Below are 16,673 nucleotides of genomic sequence, written 5' to 3' on the forward strand. Positions count from 1 at the left end.
GATGGACAGCGATCATACGATCCCGCCCACCACTGAGACCGACGGCATCGAGGTGACTCGATGAACGATCTGGCCCTCAACATCGCCCTCGTCGTGGTGTTCGTCCTGGTGGGCGGGGTATTCGCGGCGACCGAGATGGCGCTGGTGACCCTGCGGGAGAGCCAGATCAACGCGATCGCCGCGCGCGGCAAACGTGGGCAGAAGGTGGCGGGCCTCGCCCGCAACCCCAACACGTTCCTCTCGGCGGTGCAGATCGGCGTCACGGTGGCAGGCTTCGCGTCCGCCGCGTACGGCGCGACCTCGATCGCCCCGTCGGTGGCGCCGCTCATCGAGTCGTGGGGCGCAGACCCGGGCTTGGCTCTGACGATCGCGACGCTGATCCTCACGCTGCTCATCGCTTACCTGTCGCTCGTGCTCGGCGAGCTCGTGCCGAAGCGTCTCGCCATCCAGCGGAACGCCCAGTTCGCCTACGTCGTCGCGCCCGTCCTCGACGGGTTCGCCAAGGTGATGAGGCCGGTCATCTGGCTGCTGTCGGTATCGACGAACGCCCTCGTGCGCCTCCTCGGCGGAGACCCGCACAAGACGGGTGAGGAGATGACGGATGAGGAGGTCCGCGACATCGTCGCGAGCCACGAGGGTCTGCCCGAGGACGAGCGCCGCATCCTGGAGGACGTCCTCTCGCTGCGGGAGCGACAGCTGAGCGAAGTCATGCGACCGCGTCCCGACGTCACCTCCCTCGACGACAGCGCGACGATCGGCGAGGCCATCTCCGCCGTGCACGAACTGCCGTTCTCGCGGTACCCCGTGGCCGACACGTCCATCGACGACATCGTCGGCTTCGTGCACGTCCGGGATCTGTTCGAGGCGGCTGCGGATGCGGCGGCCCCCCTGTCCAGCATCGTCCGGCCGATCCCCTACTTCCCGTCGACGGCGCGCGTCCTCCCGACGCTGACGAAGATGCGGGCGGAGGGGCACCAGATCGCTGTCGTCGTCGACGAGTACGGCGGTACGGACGGCATCGTGACCCTCGAGGACCTCGTGGAGGAGGTCGTCGGTGAGATCTTCGACGAGTACGACGACGCCGTCGCCCCCGTGGGTGATCGCGAGATCATCGACGGGCGCCTCAACCTGCAGGACTTCTCCGAGGCGACGGGGATCACGCTCCCCCGCGGCGCCTCGGACACGGTCGCCGGATTCGTGACCGAGCGGCTCGGTCGCCTCGCGGTCGTGGGCGACACGATTGACGTCGACGGCGCGACGATCCAGGTGACCGCCATGGACCGCCGGCGCATCGCGGAGGTCCGCGTCACGCCTCGTGAGGCCGAGACGCCCGTGGCGTGAGCCGAAGCTTCCCGCTCGCTCGACCCTCGCGAAACGTCGTGCGAGCGGGTAGCGTCATGCCCTAGACGGGCTGAGCGCGGTGGGGACCTGCGCTGCTCGCGACTTCTTGGGGGAAGACATGACGAGTGCGTCGACCGTCTCGCGCGCGACCGATCCGGCGCTCGCCCGCACCATCCCGTCGCTGGACGGGATCCGAGCGCTCGCGGTGCTCTGCGTGATCTGGGGGCACGGCGCGGCCACGCTTCCCCAGAACGACGTCGTGGTGTTCCTCCGAGCGAACCTTCCCGGCGGATACTTCGGCGTGCAGGCGTTCTTCGTCCTGTCGGGGTTCCTGATCACGACGCTGTTGCTGCGCGAGCGCGGGAAGACCGGTCGCATCTCGCTGTCGGCGTTCTACCGCCGTCGCGCATACCGCATCCTTCCCGCGCTGTTCGTGTTCCTCGCGGTCGTGTCCGTGCTCGCGGCGACCCGGGTGATCGACGGGCTCGGCCCTCGCGACATCATCAGCCCCGCCCTGTTCCTCCGCGACTACTGGCCGCTCGACGGCTCGTGGTGGACGGGGCACACCTGGTCGCTCAGCGTCGAGGAGCAGTTCTACGTCCTCTGGCCCCTCGCCGTCATCCTCATGCCGCGCCGGGTCGCGGTGAAGGTGCTCGTCATCGGCGTGCTGATCTCGCCGTTCGTCCGGATCGGGACCTACCTCCTGCCGTTCGTGCCCGAGGGAGGAGTGACCTACATGTTCCATACCCGCGCGGACGCGCTGATGATCGGATGCCTGTTGGCGTACGGCGCCGGAGAGCGATGGTTCGAGCGCCTCACCGAGTGGATCTTCGCGCGTCACCTGCAGTGGGCGGTGGTGGTGTGGCTGCCGCTGTCCTGGGCGCTCACGTCGAGATTCGAAGGCGTGTGGATGTACACGGTCGGCTACGTCGGCGATGCTCTCGCGGTGGCGCTCGTCATCGTGTGGATGATGCGGGCCCCTGCCTCGCCGTTCGGACGATTCCTGAACTGGCGCCCGATGGTCCACATCGGGCTGATCTCCTACAGCCTCTACCTCTACCAGCAGCTGTTCCTGACCCGGCACAACGAGACCTGGTTCGGGGGGCTGACGATCGGCGGACTCCTGGCACTCTTGCTCGTCGCGGAAGCGTCCTACTGGTTCGTCGAGCGTCCGTTCCTGCGCCTGCGCGTCCGACGCGAACGACCCGCGACCCCCGTATGACAAGCGCGCGTCGACGCACAGATGGAGTGCCGGCTACAGGACGTGAACCTGCAACCCCCGTATGACAAGTACGGGTCGACGCACAGCGATGGTGCCGGCTACAGGACTTGAACCTGCAACCCCCGTATTACAAGTACGGTGCGCTACCAATTGCGCCAAGCCGGCAGGTGGCCCAGTCTATCCGGGCCGCGCCGGTCACTCCGCAGGCGCGGTGGGCGTCGGCGTCTCCGCCGGTGCCGTCGGCGTGGGGGTCGGGGTCTGCTCGGTGTAGAACGCGTCGCTCGCGCTCGTCAGCACGAACTGGGAGAACTCCGCGGCGTCCGACAGCGCACCCATGTAGGGCTGGCCGTTGACGAGGATCATCGGCGTGCCGGTGAGCTCCAGGCCGTCGGTGTCGGGGATGCCGGCGATCGCGCGCTCCGTGGCATCCTTCGCCCACTCGATGAAGTCGCCGTCCTCGATGCACGACCGCAGCTTCTCGGGGTCGCTCGCGCCGACGGCCTGCGCCAGGTCGGCGAGCTCGACGTCGGAGAATCCGTCGGTGTCCATCGCCGGCTGACGCGTGAGCAGCTCGGTGTTGTACGCGAAGAAGACGCTCTCGTCGTGGGTCGCGACGCAGGCCGCCGCCGCGGCGGCGCGCAGCGAGTACTTCGTACCGTTGGACTTGGCCGTGAGCATCGACACCGGGTGGTAGCTGAGCGTCGCGGCTCCCTGGTCGACCCACGTGGTGAGCTGGTCGACATTGGCGAGCTGCCATTCGCGCGCACCCGGCGAGAGGTAGTCGACGTAGACGCGAATGTCGACGGGAGCAGCGGTCGGGGATGCCGTCGGTGCCGGCGTCGCCGCCTTGTCCGACCCCGGGGTCGCCTCGACGGCGCTCTCGTCGATCGCGCCCTGGTCCGCCGCGACGCCCGTGACGTCGCTGACCGCGAAGCCGTCCGATGATGCGGTGCTCGGGGTCAGGTCGCGTCCGCCCATTGTCGACGTGACCGACCACACGACGACGGTCGCGACGGCGGCGACGGCCGCGGTCGCCAGGACGCCGAGCGAGATGCGACGAGCGATCCGCGCGCGCGACTGGCGGATGTGGACGCGCTGCGCCTTCTCTCGCACGGCCTCGCGGCGGTCGGTCGCGGATGACGGAGTGTCGCCGGAATCGGTGGACATGAAACCTCGGGAAGATCTGTGGTGGCCGTAGGGCCCGGCGCTCGGGGGTGGCGCACGGTCGATGTTAGTCAGACGCGCTGGAAAAAGGCTGACGAGACCGCATCCCCTCTCGCGGCCCTCCCGTGCCATACTGAAGACGCACCCGATGGCGGGTGTGCGGGGTCGTCCCCGCTCGCTTCACTACGGATCGTCCGGCACGTACCTGCCGGTGAAGGAGAAGAAACAATGGCGTCCGTCACGTTCGACAACGCAACCCGTCTGTACCCCGGTGGAACCCGCCCCGCGGTCGACAAGCTCAACCTCGAGGTCGCCGACGGCGAATTCCTCGTCCTCGTCGGCCCGTCCGGCTGCGGTAAGTCCACCTCCCTGCGCATGCTCGCGGGTCTCGAGGAGGTCAACTCCGGCTCGATCCGCATCGGCGACCGCGACGTCACCGACGTCCCGCCGAAGGACCGCGACATCGCGATGGTCTTCCAGAACTACGCGCTGTACCCGCACATGACCGTCGCCGAGAACATGGGCTTCGCGCTCAAGATCGCCGGCGTCGGCAAGGAGGAGCGCGCCGCCCGCGTCCTCGAGGCCGCCAAGCTCCTCGACCTCGAGCAGTACCTGACCCGCAAGCCGAAGGCCCTCTCGGGTGGTCAGCGTCAGCGTGTCGCCATGGGTCGCGCCATCGTCCGCCAGCCCCAGGTCTTCCTCATGGACGAGCCGCTGTCGAACCTCGACGCCAAGCTCCGCGTCCAGACGCGCACGCAGATCGCGTCGCTGCAGCGTCGCCTCGGCGTCACCACGGTCTACGTCACGCACGACCAGACCGAGGCCCTCACGATGGGTGACCGCATCGCGGTCCTCAAGGACGGTCTGCTCCAGCAGGTCGGCACCCCGCGCGACCTCTACGAGAAGCCGAACAACGTCTTCGTCGCCGGCTTCATCGGCTCGCCTGCCATGAACCTGTTCCCGGCGAGCCTCGCCGACGGCGGCATCCAGTTCGGCACCGAGGTCGTCCCCCTCGACCGCGACACCGTCGGCCGCGCCACCGGCAGCCAGGTCACCGTGGGTGTGCGCCCCGAGGACCTCGAGGTCGGCCCCGCCGACGGTCGCGGCCTCGCGGTTCAGGTCGACCTCGTCGAGGAGCTCGGCGCCGACGGCTACCTGTACGGTCACGTCGACATCGACGGCAAGCGCACCGACGTCGTCGCCCGTGTCGACGGCCGCAACCACCCGAACGCGGGCGAGACGGTCACGCTGGCCGCCAAGCCGGGCCACGTCCACGCGTTCGACATCGAGTCGGGCGACCGCCTCAACGACAAGCCGGTCGTCTCGGCCTGATCGTCATCATCAGCAGGACCGCGGCGCGGGAAGGTCTCCGGACCTCCCGCGCCGCGGCGCGTCAGCCGGAGGTCACCGCGTGGTCCATTCCCTGAGCATCACCGCCAGCAGCGTCGACGCAGGGCTCCTCGCCCTGCCCTGGTCGACCCCGCTCGGCGAGTGGCCGAGCGACGCGATCGTCTCGCTCCCCAAAGGCCTCTCCCGCCACCTCGTGCGATTCGCGAGCCTGTCGGGGCGGGTGATCGCGGTGAAGGAGACGACCGCCGAGATGGCGCGCCGGGAGTACGAGATGCTCGGCTCGCTCGGCCGGCTCGACGTACCCTGCGTGAGTCGGGTGGCGGTCATCGACGGGCGGCGGACGCCCAAGGGCGAGCCGCTCCCGGCCGCGCTCGTCACCGCGCACCTGCGCTTCTCCCTCCCCTACCGCGCCCTGTTCACCCAGGTGCTGCGTCCCGACACGGCGACGCGGCTGGTCGACGCACTGGCAGCCCTGCTCGTGCGCCTGCACAACGTCGGCTTCTTCTGGGGCGACGTGTCGCTGTCGAACACGCTGTTCCGACGGGATGCCGGGGCCTTCGCCGCGTACCTGGTGGATGCCGAGACGGGCGAACTGCACGAGGGCGGCCTCACGCGGGGTCAGCGCGAGCACGACCTCGACGTCGCCCGCACGAACATCGCCGGCGAGATCATGGACCTCGAAGCGGGTGGCCGCCTCGAGGGCGGTGTGGATGCCGTCGCCATCGCCGACGGAATCATGTCCTCGTACCGCTCCCTGTGGAGCGCGCTGACCGAGACCGAGAGCTTCGCCGCGAACGAGACCTGGCGCATCACCGAGCGTGTGCAGCGGCTCAACGGTCTCGGCTTCGACATCGGCGAGATGTCGATCGACGAGACCGCCGACGGCACGAAGGTCCTCATCCAGCCGAAGGTGGTGGATGCTGGCCACCACCAGCGACGTCTGCTCCGCCTGACGGGGCTCGACGTCGAGGAGAACCAGGCGCGGCGCCTGCTCAACGACATGGACGAGTTCGCCGCCCGAGTCTCGCGCCTCGGCAGCGACGAGGAGATGGTCGCGCACGAGTGGCTCACGCGGGTGTTCGAGCCGGTCGTCAAGGCGATCCCGTGGGAGCTGCGGAGCAAGCTCGAGCCTGCCGAGGTGTTCCACCAGGTGCTCGAGCACCGCTGGTACATGTCGCAGGCGCGCGGCAGATCCATCCCGATCGCGGAGGTCCTGTCGTCGTACATCGACGACGTCCTCCGTCACCGCCGCGACGAGGCGACCGTGATGGGGCCGCCGACCGAGACGATGGCCGTTCCGGTCGTCACCGCCGATCTGCCCCTCCCCGACGAGGACGACGAGGAGCAGGTCGACTGGCGCGACCTCGTCTGAGCGGGGTCAGTACCCGACGGTGAACCGCTCGTTGCGGTGCTTCGGCGACTCGATCTCGTCGAGGACGGCGATCGCGAAGTCGGCACCGGAGATGAAGGACTCGCCTTCGTCGTCGGTGACGATCACGTCGCCGCCGTCGCGGTACGAGCCGGTGCGCTCCCCCGGCGCCCAGGCGCCGAATCCGCCGGCCGGGTGGATGTAGAACCATTCGCGGCCGGTCGTGTCGGCCTGCAGGTCCTCGAGGATGCCGATGGCCTCCATCGCTTCGGGCTTGATCTCGTCGGGGAAGCCGCTGTCGATCACGCGGGGCCCACCCGGGGCGACGAGGCTGCCCCCGGCGCCGCCGACGACACCGACCCGCACGGACAGCGGAAGCTCGCGGATCAGCTCGGTGACGGCATCCCGCATCTTGCCGGCCATGTCACCGCGCGGTGACGTCGCGAACACGACGACCTCGACGCCCTCCAGCTCGGCGACGAGCGCGGGCGCGTCGAGGAGCGTGCCCTCGACGTAGGTCGCGCCGTCGACGCGTTCGGCGGGGAGCTTGCGGGCCACGGAGACGACCGTGTGGCCGCGCTCGGCGGCCTCGGCGACGATGTGGCCGCCGGCGTAGCCGGTGCCACCGATCACAGCGATACGGGTCATGGGATGCGTCCTTTCGCAGTCGGTGACGTCAGTCTGGCGCGCGCTCCTCCGCCTGGGCTCTCACTCGGACGCCGCGCGCAGCGTGGCGACCTGGTAGAGCGCGACGGATGCGGCGATGCCGGCGTTCAGGGATTCGGTCGCCGCGTTGATCGGGATCGACACGATCTGATCGCACGTCTCGGTGACCAGGCGCGAGAGACCCTTGCCCTCGGAGCCCACGACGATCACGACGGGGCGGTCGGCGAGCTCGAGCGCGGGCAGGGAGACGTCCCCGCCGCCGTCCAGACCCAGGATGAAGACGCCCTGCTTCTTGAACTCCTTGAGCGTCGTCGTGAGGTTCGGCGCAATGGAGACGGGGATGCGGGCGGCCGCTCCCGCGCTCGTCTTCCACGCGGCGGAGTTCACGCCCGCCGAGCGGCGCTGCGGCAGGATGATCGCCTGCCCGCCGAACGCGGCGGTCGAGCGGATGATGGCACCCAGGTTGCGGGGATCGGTGACGCCGTCGAGGGCGACGAACAGGGGCAGCTGGCCGCGGTCGATGACCTGCTCGAGCAGGTCCTGCGGGTGGGCGTACTCGTACGGCGGCACCTTGAGCGCGACACCCTGGTGCACACCGTCGAACCCGGCCATCCGGTCCAGCTCCTGACGGGTGACCTCGAGGACGGGGATGTCGCGGTTGGTCGCGATCGAGAGCATCTCCTTGACGCGGTCGTCCATCTCGACGCGCTGCGCGATGTAGAACGCGCTCGCGGGGATCTTGGCGCGGAGGGCCTCGAGCACGCTGTTGCGCCCGGTCACGGTCTCGGTGTCGTCACCGGACTTCGCCTTGGGCGCGCGACCGCCCGTGGTCTGGCGGATCTGCGGCTTGCCGCCGGCGGCGACGAACCGCTCCTTGGCGGCCTTGCGCTTCCCGGCGGGGTGCCAGGCGCGGTCCTCGGCCTTGGGGGTCGGGCCGCGCCCTTCGAGCGAGCGCTTGTTCTTGCCGCCGGATCCCTTCGTGGGACCCTTCTTGCCGCGTCCGGCGGACGGGTTGCCTGGCTTAGCCATTGTTCAAACTCCAATGGGTCCCTTCGGGACCGTCTTCGAGGACGACGCCGGCCGCCGCGATCGCGTCGCGGATGCGGTCGGCTGCCGCCCAGTCTTTCGCCGCGCGGGCCTCCGCACGCTGGTCGATCATGGTGGTGATGAGGGCGTCGAGGGCGGCGTCCGCAGCGGCGCCGTAACCGACCGCTGTCGCGGAATCGTCTGCGGGAAGTCCGAGGACCTGCAACATGGCGACGACGCTCCCCCGGTGCGTGATGGCGGTCGCCAGGTCCCCCGCATCGACCGCCGTGTTGCCACGGCGCACCGTGTCGTGCAGGACCGCGAGAGCCTGCGGCACGCCGAGGTCGTCGTCCATGGCGACCGCGAAGGCCTCCGGGATGCTCCCTGGCTGCAGGACCGACGGCTCGGAACCCGCCGCGCGGAGGACGCGCTGCAGGAACGAGTCGATCCGACCGAGCGCCGCCTCGGCCTCGGCGAACGTCGAGGCGGAGAGATCCAGATTCGAGCGGTAGTGGGCGGCGAGCAGCGCGTAGCGCACCACGACGGGGTCGTTCTCCGCCAGCACGTCCTCGGCGAGCAGGAAGTTGCCGAGCGACTTCGACATCTTCTGGTCGCCGACAGTGACGAGGCCGTTGTGCACCCAGTACCGCGCGAACGGATCGCCGGCGGCGGTCGACTGCGCGAGTTCGTTCTCGTGGTGCGGGAAGCGCAGGTCGAGACCCCCGCCGTGGATGTCGAACTCGGGCCCGAGGTACCGCCGGCTCATCGCCGAGCACTCGATGTGCCAGCCGGGACGGCCCGATCCCCAGGGCGATGCCCATGCGGCATCCGCCGGTTCGCCCTCCTTCGCGCCCTTCCACAGGGCGAAGTCGCGCGGATCGCGCTTGCCGCGCGGATCGGCGTCGGCGGCGGACTCCATCGCGTCGACGGACTGGCGGGTGAGCGCCCCGTACTGCGGCCAGGACCGCACGTCGAAGTACACGTCACCTGCAGCGGCGTACGCGTGGCCGGCCTCGATGAGGCGTTCGATGAGTTCCTGCATCTGCGGGATGGATGCCGTCGCCCGGGGTTCGTACGTCGGGGGCAGGATGCCGACCGCGGCATACGCGCGCGAGAACTCGAGTTCCATCCGGTACGCCAGCGCCCACCAGGGCTCGTCGTCGGTCGCGTTCGCGAGGACCTTGTCGTCGATGTCGGTGACGTTGCGGACGAACGTGACGCGACCGAAACGGTGGGCGAGCCACCGACGGAGGACGTCGAAGCTCAGCGCCGCGCGGACGTGGCCGATGTGCGGCCCCGACTGGACGGTCGGCCCGCAGACGTACATCGTGACGTTTCCGGGGTCGGCGGGCGCGAAGTCGCGCAGCGCCTGAGCCTGGGAATCGTAGAGCCGAACCGTCACCGGTCCATGCTACCGGCGGGTGGCGGAGGCACCCGCGTCGAGACGATAGAAAAGGATGGTGCTGCATCTGCTCGCCGTCCTCGCCGCCGCGCTGCTGTTCGGGACGACGGGAACCGCAGGCGCCCTCGGTCCGGACGACGCCTCGACGCTCTCGGTCGGCGTCGCGCGGATGGTGGTCGGCGGCATCGGGCTCGCTGCCCTCGCGTTCCTCCTCGCCGCCCGGTTCCGCCGGCGGACGCCCGACCGGCCGCGCCCCGCGCTCACCTGGCGCCCGCTCGCGCTCATGGCGGCCACGGGGGTCGCGATCAGCCTCTACCAGCCGCTCTTCTTCCTCGGCACCGAGACCAACGGCGTCGCCGTCAGCACCGTGATCGCGCTCGGGTCCGCTCCCGTGCTCGCCGGCATCCTCGAATGGGCGATCTCGCGCCAGGTGCCCTCCGGATTGTGGATGGCTGCCACCGCCCTCGCCGCGGTGGGTGTCGTGCTGCTCGGGCTCGGCGGCGGATCGGGCACGGGTGGTGTCGACGGCGCGGGTCTCGCCGCCGCCGTCGGCGCCGGCGCCTGCTTCGCCGTCATCGCGAACGCGCAGCGGCGACTGCTGGACGCGGGATGGGACGCCTTCACCGTCGTGGGATCGATGGGTGTCGGGTCGGCCGTCCTGTGCGCCGCGGCGATCCCCTTCGTCGACCTGAGCTGGGCGGCGACGCCGTCCGGGCTCGCGATGGCGGTCTGGCTCGGTCTCGCGACGATCTCCCTCGCCTATGTGCTCTTCACGTGGGGCCTCCAGGGGTTGACGGCGGCGACGGCGGCGACGCTGACCCTCGGCGAACCCCTCACGGCGACGGTGCTCGGCGTGACGGTGCTCGGCGAGGGGCTCTCCGCTCTCGCGGTGACGGGCCTCGTCGTCCTGGCTGCGGGTCTCGTGACCCTGGCCTGGGGGTCGCGGCGACCCCGCGACCCCGCCCCGTTCGCCGTGGAGGCCTGACGTGCCCGCTCCCCTCGACATCCGCCTCGACGACCTCACCGGGCCGGCCAGCACCGCCCTCGTGCGGCAGCACCTCGCCGGCATGCACGCGCAGTCCCCCACCGAGAGCGTGCACGCCCTCGACGTCGGCGCGCTGCGGCATCCGTCCGTCACCGTCTGGTCGGCGTGGCGGGACGGCGAGATCGCCGGGATCGGAGCCCTCGCCCGGCTCAGCGCGACGGACGGCGAGCTGAAGTCGATGCGGGTCGCCGACGCCCATCTCGGCACCGGCGTCGGCCGCGCGATTCTGCGTCACATCCTCGCTGCGGCGCGCGCCGACGGCCTCACCCGAATCTGGTTGGAGACGGGGTCGGATGCTGCGTTCCTCGCCGCGCGCACGCTGTACGCGAGTGAGGGGTTCGTCGAGTGTGAGCCGTTCGGCGACTACCGCCCGGATCCCGCCTCGACGTTCATGACGCGAGAGCTCTGAGCCGCCGGGTCACGCGGGGACGACGATGGCGACCGCGAACGCCGCGACTCCTTCTCCGGTACCGGTGAATCCGAGCCCGTCCGTCGTCGTCGCCGAGACCGCGACGGGGGCGCCGAGCGCCTCGGACAGCACCCGTTCCGCCTCCGCGCGCCGCGCGGCGAACCGCGGCCGGTTCGCCTGCACCTGCACGCTGACGTTGCCGATGCGCCATCCCGCCTCTCCGGCGAGCGCGCGGGTGCGGGCGAGGAACGCCGCGGCATGCGCACCGGCGTACTCGGGCTGGTCCGTGCCGAAGTGCGTGCCGATGTCGCCGAGCCCCGCAGCTGCCAGCACCGCGTCGACGATCGCGTGCGCGACGGCATCCCCGTCGGAGTGCCCGTGGAGTCCCGGCTCCCCCGGCCACTCGAGGCCGGCGAGCCACAGCGTGCCGTCGCCGCCGAAGGCGTGGACGTCGGTACCGATCCCGACCCGCGGGATCGCGACCGGCGCCGCGGGGACGACCGGCGGGATCGGCGAGACGAGTCCGCGTGCCCGGTCGAGGTCCGCCGACGTCGTGATCTTGAACGCCCGCTCGTCGCCGGGGACGGTGCGCACGACCGTGCCGGCGGCCTGCAGCAGGGCGGCGTCGTCGGTGTGGTCGGCCGTGGCATCCCGATACGCGTCGTCGAGGACGGCGCGACGGAAACCCTGCGGGGTCTGCGCCGCGGCGAGGACCGACCGGTCCACCGGCTCGACGACCGTGTCGGCGTCGATCCGCTTCAGGGTGTCGACGACGGGCAGCACGGGGATGACCGCATCCGACCCCGCGGCGACCGCGTCGATCACCCGGGCGAAGACCTCGGGCGGGGTGAGCGCGCGGGCGGCGTCGTGGACGAGGACGATCTCGACGTCGGGCCAGACCGCGGCCAGTCCCGCCGCGACCGACGCCTGCCGGGTCGCCCCGCCGGCGACGACCGAGACCAGGTCACCCCGATCACCGGCGGCCTCGTGGGCCTCCGTCGTGGCGTCGCCGACGCGGTCGGCGGGCGCGACGACGACCACCTGCGCCTGGGGGGCCGCGAACACGCCGCGCAGCGCGTGACGCAGGATCGTGTGCGCATCGATCCCCACGAACGCCTTGGGCGCGTCGGCCCCGAGCCGGGTGCCCAACCCCGCGGCGACGACGATGACGGCCACATGGGGAACGGGGATGATGCTCATGCCTCCGAGCGTACCGACGCGTGTGCGCGCGGGCGGCGCCGAAGGAGGAACACAGCGAGGGCCAGCAGCACCGCACCCCCGACCGCGATCGGCAGATCGAGGAACCACTCCATCACCGCGAACGGCGGGACGAACGCGCACACCCAGGCGAGGGCAACGACCGCCCGGGGCGGTGTCGACCCGAGCGTGCCGAGGGCCTCCCACCGTGCGATGGCGAGAGAGAGCACGAGCAGGACGGCCAGCACGACGACGAAGAGGATCGGCCGCGACCACCACCAGGCCTCGGACGCCGGTGTCGGCGCCGCCCCGGGGATGAGCAGGCTGATGCCGGTGAGGGCCAGCATCACCGGCAGGTGCCAGAGGTAGATCGTCATGAGCCGGGACCCGAGGACGAAGACGACCTCTTGCATCGCACGGAGCGACATGAGGCGCGCGAGCGCCGGCTTGAGCAGTCGCAGCAGACAGGCCTGGGCGATCCCGAGAACCACGAGCGGCACCGTCGGCGGATTGAGGTTGCCGAGCATGCTGGTCGAGTACGGTCCGACCGTCGTCAACGGCCACAGGAGCAGATAGCAGGCGGTCGCGATGCCGACGAGGGTGAGCGGATGCCGCCGGGCGAACCATCCGTCGGCGTACCAGAACCCGAACTGCTGCACGAGGGGCCAGACGAACAGCAGGTTCAGCAGGCCGACCTCTTCGACACCCGACGAGAATCGCACCACGTCGACCGCGATGACCCCCAGTGCGAGGACGACGAGCGTCGCCACCGGGCGGCGGGCGTGGCAGGCCGCGAGGAACGGGACCGCCGCCTGACAGAGGAGATACGCCGCGAGGAACCACAGCGGCGACCCGGCGCCCACGGCGGCATCCGACACGAGCTGCGCCGGCAGACCGGCCGCCGTGGCGACGCCGAGGACGACCGCGAAGAAGACGAAGAGGGGCAGGGCGGGCTGCGCGAGACGGAGCGTGCGCGTGCGGATGAAGCCGGCGGCATCCCCGCCCTTCGCCGTCCAGGACCGCCAGCCGGTGGCCGCGGCGAATCCGCCGACGACGAAGAAGAGCGGCATGATCTGGCCGACCCACGTCGCCGCATCGAACCACGGCTGCTGTTCGGCGGGGCGGGATGCGACGAGACCGCCGTCCTGCCCGGGTCCGATGCCGACCTGCACGAGGTGCACGACGATGACGAACAGGACGCAGACGACCCGGGCGAGGTCGAGGGTGAGGTCCCGCCGCGAGAGGTCGACGGCGGCGGGTGCGGCGCGGGTGGTCACGGCCTCATCCTGGCGCGCGCATCGCCCGAACGCACGCATGCCGTCCCGCGGCAAACGAAGAACGGCCGGCTGAGCAGCCGGCCGTTCTTTCGTGGTCTCAGGAGGCGAGGACCTCGTCGAGGACGCTGGACGCCTTCTCCTCGTCGGCCTTCAGTGCCAGCGCGATCTCGGAGATGAGGATCTGCCGCGCCTTCGCCAGCATCCGCTTCTCACCCGCGGAGAGCCCGCGGTCCTGGTCGCGGCGCCACAGGTCGCGCACGACCTCGCTCACCTTGATGACGTCACCCGACGCGAGCTTCTCGAGGTTCGCCTTGTAGCGACGCGACCAGTTGGTCGGCTCCTCGGTGAAGGGTGCGCGCAGGACGTCGAAGACCTTCTCGAGCCCGTCCTTGCCGATCACGTCGCGGACGCCCACGAGATCGACGTTGTCCGCAGGGACCTCGATGATGAGGTCGCCCTGGGTGACGTTGAGCTTCAGGTATTTCTTCGTCTCTCCCTTGATGACGCGATCCTTGACCTCGATGATGGTCGCAGCGCCATGGTGCGGATAGACGACGGTTTCGCCAACCTCAAAAAGCATGCAGTTGTGTCCTTTCGGCAACCTCCAGAATACCACAGGCGATATACGCTAGAGTTCGCCGCCCCCTCCGCCCAGTCTCGCCGTCGTGACCCCATAGGATGAGAGTGCCGCCGTTCGTGTCATCTGGAGGATCCGTGAAATCGCGTCTCATCGCGTCCCTCGCCCTGGGCGCCGCCGTCGTTCTGGGAACCACGGGCTGCAACATGCTGGCCCCGCAGGCGACGACCATCCAGTACTCGGCGTCCGACGGCGTCAACATCCCCGAGTCCGGGCCGCTGAAGGTCCGGAACGCCATGATCATCGCCAACGAGGACGGCTCGCTGGGCAACCTCATCGCCGGCATCGTCAACGGCACCGATGAGGACCTGGTCCTCAACGTCACCGTCGGCGACCAGCCGCAGCGCGTCGACGTCCCGGCGAACAGCACCGTCAGCCTCGGCGTGACGCAGGCTCCGCTCCTGTTCGACGACACCGGCAAGCCCGGCTCCGACGTCGAGGTCTCGTTCCAGTCGGGCGAGGGCGAGGGCGTCCGCGTCGCCGTCCCGATCCTCGACGGCACGCTCCCCTACTACACCGAATTCGTCCCGACGCCCGCCGCGACGGCGACGACCACCGGCTGACACCCCCGTCACGAAGGCCCCCACCGCGAGGTGGGGGCCTTCGTCGTCGAGGGAGCGCTCAGGCCTCGAAGCGGTAGCCGAGTCCGCGGACGGTCAGCAGCATGACGGGGTCGCTCGGATTCGTCTCGATGCGCGAGCGGATGCGCTTGATGTGGACGTCGAGCGTCTTCGTGTCACCGAAGTAGTCGCTCCCCCACACCCGGTCGATGAGCTGCCCGCGCGTCAGCACGCGACCCGCGTTGCGCATGAGCAGTTCGAGGAGCTCGAACTCCTTGAGCGGCATCGAGATCTCGTCGCCGTCGACGGCGACCGTGTGCCGGTCGATGTCGAGGGTCACACGACCGCCCTGGATGATGCGGTCGTCGACGTCGAGCTCGTCGCTGTCCGCACGGCGCAGCACGGCACGCATGCGGGCGAGCAGCTCGCGCGAGGAGTAGGGCTTCGTGATGTAGTCGTCGGCGCCGAGTTCGAGCCCCACGACGATGTCGACCTCGCTGTCCTTCGCGGTCAGCATGATGATCGGCACCTTGGAGGTCTGCCGGATGACGCGGCACACCTCGGTGCCCGGCATCCCCGGCAGCATCAGGTCGAGCAGGACGATGTCGGCGCCGCGCGACGTGAACGCGTCGAGGGCCAGGCCTCCGTCCTCGGCGGTCTCGACCTCGAACCCCTCCCGTCGCAGGAGGTAGGCGAGGGGGTCTGCGAGGTCGGGTTCGTCTTCGACGATCAGGACTCGGGTCATGAGGCTTTCCTTCTGCTGGGCGCCTTCGCGCCGATCTTCTTCTTCTTGGGCTTACGGGTGGTGGAGGTGTCGACGGCGGCGAGGGGCAGGCGGATCGTGAAGGTCGACCCGCGCCCGGGGCGCGACCAGAGGTCGACCGACCCGCCGTGGCGCTGGACGGCGTGCTTGACGATCGCGAGCCCGAGTCCCGTGCCACCGGTGCGCCGGGACCGGGCCTGGTCGGCGCGGTAGAAGCGCTCGAAGACGCGCTGCTGGTCCTCTTCGGGGATGCCGATGCCATGGTCGGCCACGGCGATCTCGACCGCGCCGTCGGCCTCCCGCACGCCGACCCCCACCTGCGCTCCGGGCGGCGAGTAGGCGATGGCGTTGGCGAGCAGGTTGCTGACCGCCTCGGTGAGGATCTGGCGGTCGCCGCGGACGAACAGGCCGCGGTCGCCCCCGCGGGCGACGCTGATCTCGGCGGACTCCGCCGACACCGCGAGCGACTCGATCGCCGCGCGGACCACCTCGTCCACCGAGACGTCGCGCATCTCGGAGATCTCGTCGGCGGACTGCAGGCGGGAGAGGTTCATGATGCGGGAGGTCAGCTGCCCGAGGCGGGTCGCCTCGGCGCTCAGACGCCTGACGAAGTGGCGCACCTGTTCGGGGTCGTCGGCGGCGGACTCGATCGCCTCGGCGAGGAGGGTGACGGCGCCGACGGGGGTCTTGAGCTCGTGCGAGGTGTTCGAGACGAAGTCGCGCCGCATCTGCTCGACGCGCTCGCGCTCGGTGATGTCGCGGATGACGATGAGGGTGAGACGCGGGGTGATGACGCTCGCCCGCGCGGCCACGACGCGCGGCTCGACGCCGCGGTTGAGCGTCATGTTCTCGGTCGCGGGAAGCCCCGTCTGGCGGGCGCCGCGCACGAGGACGCGCAGCCGCTCGGCGTCGAGGCTCTCGTTCACCCGCAGCGAGAAGACCTCTGCCGTCGCGGAGGCAGCGAGGACGAGCATCGACGGATCGACGACGACGGCCGCGTCGTCCATGGCCTGCAGAACGGATGCCGTGCCCTCGGGGAGCTCGGTCGAGGTAACCAGCCGGGTGCGCTCCCGCGATCGCGCCGCATAGAACACGAGCGCGGCCGCACCACCGCCGACCAGGAGCCCCACGACGAGCGCCAGCAGCTCGAGCTGCGTCGAATCCATGACCCCAGCGTAGGGTGGCCACACCCCCGCCATCGGACGGAAATCGGCCCGTAGGTCGGTCACCGCCGACTGTTCACCG

General features: G+C 70.4%; 16 protein-coding genes and 1 tRNA gene. 7 read left to right on the plus strand and 10 right to left on the minus strand.

The annotated features are described in order from the left end of the window. Window positions 1-60: 60 nt before the first annotated feature. Window positions 61-1,341: a hemolysin family protein gene (locus AB0P29_RS13605; RefSeq protein ID WP_253034279.1), complete on the plus strand. Its 1,281-nt coding sequence runs from the start codon at window positions 61-63 to the stop codon at window positions 1,339-1,341. Window positions 1,342-1,459: 118 nt separating this feature from the next. After that, window positions 1,460-2,563 carry an acyltransferase gene (locus tag AB0P29_RS13610; RefSeq protein WP_253034278.1) on the plus strand — a complete coding sequence of 368 codons (1,104 nt, stop codon included), beginning with the start codon at window positions 1,460-1,462 and terminating at the stop codon, window positions 2,561-2,563. Between the two features lie 89 nt (window positions 2,564-2,652). Here the strand turns inward: AB0P29_RS13610 and AB0P29_RS13615 are convergent. Continuing rightward, window positions 2,653-2,728, minus strand: a tRNA-Thr gene (locus AB0P29_RS13615). Between the two features lie 30 nt (window positions 2,729-2,758). Next, window positions 2,759-3,730 (minus strand): thioredoxin domain-containing protein, encoded by a 972-nt coding sequence (locus tag AB0P29_RS13620; protein ID WP_217531413.1) that lies wholly within the window; start codon window positions 3,728-3,730, stop codon window positions 2,759-2,761. Between the two features lie 225 nt (window positions 3,731-3,955). On the opposite strand from AB0P29_RS13620, the gene ugpC reads away from it, so the two are divergent. Then, a complete protein-coding gene (gene ugpC, locus AB0P29_RS13625) occupies window positions 3,956-5,059 on the plus strand; it encodes a sn-glycerol-3-phosphate ABC transporter ATP-binding protein UgpC (protein ID WP_217531414.1) in 1,104 nt (367 codons plus the stop codon). Between the two features lie 79 nt (window positions 5,060-5,138). Continuing rightward, a complete protein-coding gene (locus AB0P29_RS13630) occupies window positions 5,139-6,449 on the plus strand; it encodes a DUF4032 domain-containing protein (RefSeq protein ID WP_363380549.1) in 1,311 nt (436 codons plus the stop codon). A gap of 6 nt (window positions 6,450-6,455) precedes the next feature. Here AB0P29_RS13630 and AB0P29_RS13635 read toward each other — a convergent pair whose 3' ends face one another. The 3 genes from AB0P29_RS13635 to cysS are packed head-to-tail and all read right to left on the minus strand — an operon-like array spanning window position 6,456 to window position 9,540. Beyond that, on the minus strand, window positions 6,456-7,094 hold the full coding sequence (locus AB0P29_RS13635; RefSeq protein WP_363380552.1) for an NAD(P)H-binding protein: 639 nt from the start codon (window positions 7,092-7,094) through the stop codon (window positions 6,456-6,458). A 60-nt stretch (window positions 7,095-7,154) separates the two neighbouring features. Beyond that, complete coding sequence (gene rlmB / locus AB0P29_RS13640) at window positions 7,155-8,141, minus strand: 23S rRNA (guanosine(2251)-2'-O)-methyltransferase RlmB (RefSeq protein ID WP_363380555.1); 987 nt, start codon at window positions 8,139-8,141, stop codon at window positions 7,155-7,157. Beyond that, window positions 8,134-9,540 (minus strand): cysteine--tRNA ligase, encoded by a 1,407-nt coding sequence (gene cysS, locus AB0P29_RS13645; RefSeq protein ID WP_363380558.1) that lies wholly within the window; start codon window positions 9,538-9,540, stop codon window positions 8,134-8,136. Before cysS ends, rlmB begins: the two co-directional genes overlap by 8 nt. A 55-nt stretch (window positions 9,541-9,595) precedes the next feature. Between cysS and AB0P29_RS13650 the strand changes: the two genes are divergently transcribed. Further along, window positions 9,596-10,525 carry an EamA family transporter gene (locus AB0P29_RS13650; protein WP_363380560.1) on the plus strand — a complete coding sequence of 310 codons (930 nt, stop codon included), beginning with the start codon at window positions 9,596-9,598 and terminating at the stop codon, window positions 10,523-10,525. A 1-nt stretch (window position 10,526) separates the two neighbouring features. Beyond that, window positions 10,527-10,994 carry a GNAT family N-acetyltransferase gene (locus tag AB0P29_RS13655; RefSeq protein ID WP_363380563.1) on the plus strand — a complete coding sequence of 156 codons (468 nt, stop codon included), beginning with the start codon at window positions 10,527-10,529 and terminating at the stop codon, window positions 10,992-10,994. A 9-nt stretch (window positions 10,995-11,003) separates the two neighbouring features. Here the strand turns inward: AB0P29_RS13655 and ispD are convergent, their stop codons facing one another. The 3 genes from ispD to AB0P29_RS13670 all read right to left on the minus strand — a co-directional run bounded on the left by ispD (window position 11,004) and on the right by AB0P29_RS13670 (window position 14,048). Next, on the minus strand, window positions 11,004-12,194 hold the full coding sequence (ispD, locus tag AB0P29_RS13660) for a 2-C-methyl-D-erythritol 4-phosphate cytidylyltransferase (RefSeq protein WP_363380566.1): 1,191 nt from the start codon (window positions 12,192-12,194) through the stop codon (window positions 11,004-11,006). Continuing rightward, window positions 12,191-13,468, minus strand: coding sequence for an acyltransferase (locus AB0P29_RS13665; protein WP_363380569.1), 1,278 nt, complete (start codon window positions 13,466-13,468; stop codon window positions 12,191-12,193). Before AB0P29_RS13665 ends, ispD begins: the two co-directional genes overlap by 4 nt. A gap of 97 nt (window positions 13,469-13,565) precedes the next feature. Then, a complete protein-coding gene (locus AB0P29_RS13670; protein ID WP_036313590.1) occupies window positions 13,566-14,048 on the minus strand; it encodes a CarD family transcriptional regulator in 483 nt (160 codons plus the stop codon). Between the two features lie 134 nt (window positions 14,049-14,182). On the opposite strand from AB0P29_RS13670, the gene AB0P29_RS13675 reads away from it, so the two are divergent. After that, window positions 14,183-14,668 (plus strand): DNA modification methylase, encoded by a 486-nt coding sequence (locus AB0P29_RS13675; RefSeq protein ID WP_311285546.1) that lies wholly within the window; start codon window positions 14,183-14,185, stop codon window positions 14,666-14,668. Window positions 14,669-14,726: 58 nt separating this feature from the next. On the opposite strand, the gene AB0P29_RS13680 is transcribed toward AB0P29_RS13675, so the two are convergent. Continuing rightward, the gene (locus AB0P29_RS13680) at window positions 14,727-15,410 is read right to left on the minus strand and encodes a response regulator transcription factor (RefSeq protein ID WP_363380574.1); all 684 of its coding nucleotides are present in this window, start codon (window positions 15,408-15,410) and stop codon (window positions 14,727-14,729) included. Further along, a complete protein-coding gene (locus tag AB0P29_RS13685; protein WP_311285545.1) occupies window positions 15,407-16,594 on the minus strand; it encodes an ATP-binding protein in 1,188 nt (395 codons plus the stop codon). Before AB0P29_RS13685 ends, AB0P29_RS13680 begins: the two co-directional genes overlap by 4 nt. Between the last annotated feature and the right edge of the window lie 79 nt (window positions 16,595-16,673).

It is taken from the genome of Microbacterium sp. NPDC080220, assembly GCF_040686395.1.
Classification (GTDB): domain Bacteria; phylum Actinomycetota; class Actinomycetes; order Actinomycetales; family Microbacteriaceae; genus Microbacterium; species Microbacterium gawkjiense.